Source organism: Thermanaeromonas sp. C210, from assembly GCF_013167955.1.
Lineage (GTDB): Bacteria > Bacillota > DSM-521 > Neomoorellales > Neomoorellaceae > UBA12545.
Genome location: NZ_BLWF01000009.1, coordinates 1 through 2,162, shown reverse-complemented (window position 1 = coordinate 2,162; position 2,162 = coordinate 1). Strand labels below are relative to the sequence as shown.

The following is a 2,162-nucleotide window of genomic DNA, read 5'->3' as shown; positions in this document are numbered from 1 at the left end:
TCTTGCGGGAAACAGTTCGTATGTACATGTCTATATTATAGCCCATGTACTACCTTATCATCAAGGGATAAACTCTCAATCGTGTGCCTATACAGTTTTTCATTTTTGGACTTCCCCGAAACCGAAACCCCTTGATTTATAAGGCTTCTTCACCTAAAAAGCACCCATTTTTGCCTAGCAACTGTCGAACTCGGGTTATTTTTATGAGCACCGGGAAGAACGGTCTGCCTGGGAGGTTGGACGGAGGAATGATACCAAAGAAATACTCACCATATTTGGCCCAGTTAGGTACAAGAGCACCTATTACAGGCATAAAGAGACAGTTGTATCCGGAAGCCAAGTTAGGGGTGAGCGCAGAAGGGCATGTAAGCCATGTTTTATCTGCCAGGCTTTCTAGCCGGCCCATGGCCTGGAGCGCCAAGGGCATAGACCATATGGCTCGGCTGCGGGCGATGAAGGCAAATGGTATTTCGGTGCGCGAGGTATATATCAACAAACACCGGCGAGAGCTTAAATCCTTTAAGGTAAGCGAGAAAGCGTTGAAGCAGGAGTGGGGGAGGCTAAGGAAGGTATCTGGGGAGGTATACGATAACCTACCTGCATTAAGGGGGCCGGTAAATGAGTTAACGAAAACTCCAAAGGCTTTAAGCCGGAATATCTCTTTAATCTGGTAGCTCTGGCAGCTCATACTTTTGCTGTGACGGTGAGGATGTAGGGCTACTTTAGGCTATTGATGTATGCGCTTAAGCTATATGTCCCCTGTAGGGCGGCAGCCTAGAGGAAATCTCAAACTCAGCACCAGTTTGGTTCAATATAATCCTCATGGACATCTCTAAGTCGGACTAGAGTGCGCAGGAAAACGATAAATACTCCTACAGTTGGTTGACACAATCAACCTGGTGGATAATAATTCCATGCTGCAATGATACTGTGGTATACTTAAATTAGTGGAACTGCTGGAAAGAGAATGAGGGACGAGGCTGATAACGCTATTTTAGCAGGGGGGCTAAATATGGGTACCCAACCTGACGAGCTTGCTGCTTATTACGCCAGGAAATACCCTTTTACTTTTACAGAGGATTTTTCGCAAAATGACCCGTCCCTTACCGAACGTTATAAGGAAGCCTGGAAAGTTGCTGCAAGAGCTGCGGCCATCTTAAAAGAGAGATATGGTGCCCAAAAAGTGGTGGCCTTCGGCTCCCTTGTAGACCGTTCCCGCTTTACGCGCTGGTCAGATGTTGACCTGGCAGTGTGGGGCATCCCGGACGAACGGTTTTACGCCGCAGTAGGGGCGGTGACAGGTTTAAGTGAAAAGTTCAGAGTTGACCTGGTTGACCCGGAAGCCTGCCGGGAATCCTTACGCAGGGCTATTGAAAGTGAAGGGGTTGAACTATGAAAAAGAAATACCTTGCCCTAGCCGGCCGTATCCGGGAGGAGATCGTTGAAATCAAGCAGGCAGTCGACCGGGCCCGAAACGGATGGGACCGCTACAAACTGACAGGGGATGATTTTTACCTGGACAGCGTAGCCTTTAACCTCCACAGCTTCTATACAGGACTGGAAAGAATTTTTGAACTAATTGCCGTCAATGTGGAGCAAAGTAAGCCGGAAGGAGAAAACTGGCATCAGGAACTCTTGCGCCAGATGGCGGTTGAGATTGAACTGATACGTCCCCCTGTCATCTCCAGGGAAACCAGGATCAGCCTGGATGAATACAGGGGCTTCCGGCACGTTGTGCGCAACGTATATACCTTCCATCTTTCTCCTGCCCGTATTGAGCCCTTACTGGATAACCTGCCTCGGGTTTTTGACCGCGCCAAAAAGGAGATGGAATGTTTCCTTTCATTCCTTGAAGCCAGGGGTCAAGAAAAAGAGTGAAAGCCTCGCTGCTTTTTAGATGCTTTTCAGCCGTCAGCCGTCGGCCAGGTCTCGGAGCATGTCCTAAACGTCGTGGAATTTTGGTGGCGCCCTCTTTCGCGTTTTTTAAGCTGTTTTCACCTTCCTGGAAGTTTCTGGCGTGGTAATGACTTCCAGTAAAGCCGTGGCCAATAAGGGTAACTCTCGGTATCCTTTGATGCGGTTAAACCCCTTCTCGGCCTGAAGCAGTCCAGCTGCAGCCCAGCGCAAAACCTGCATCCCATTTCGCCACCTCTTTACGTTCC

Annotated in this window: 2 protein-coding genes and 2 pseudogenes; 3 read left to right on the top strand and 1 reads right to left on the bottom strand. The window is 48.9% G+C overall.

The annotated features are described in order from the left end of the window. Positions 1 to 320 precede the first annotated feature (320 nt). The 3 genes and pseudogenes from TAMC210_RS13150 to TAMC210_RS13140 all read left to right on the top strand — a co-directional run. Positions 321 to 674: pseudogene (locus TAMC210_RS13150) on the top strand (UPF0236 family transposase-like protein); the annotation flags it as partial. A gap of 338 nt (positions 675 to 1,012) precedes the next feature. Further along, the gene (locus tag TAMC210_RS13145; RefSeq protein WP_173299272.1) at positions 1,013 to 1,396 is read left to right on the top strand and encodes a nucleotidyltransferase family protein; all 384 of its coding nucleotides are present in this window, start codon (positions 1,013 to 1,015) and stop codon (positions 1,394 to 1,396) included. After that, positions 1,393 to 1,878, top strand: a complete 486-nt coding sequence (locus TAMC210_RS13140; RefSeq protein ID WP_173299271.1) for a hypothetical protein — start codon at positions 1,393 to 1,395, stop codon at positions 1,876 to 1,878. The genes TAMC210_RS13145 and TAMC210_RS13140 overlap by 4 nt, the downstream gene beginning before the upstream one ends. A gap of 105 nt (positions 1,879 to 1,983) precedes the next feature. On the opposite strand, the pseudogene TAMC210_RS13615 reads toward TAMC210_RS13140, so the two are convergent. Then, positions 1,984 to 2,162, bottom strand: a pseudogene (locus TAMC210_RS13615) (IS256 family transposase); the annotation flags it as partial.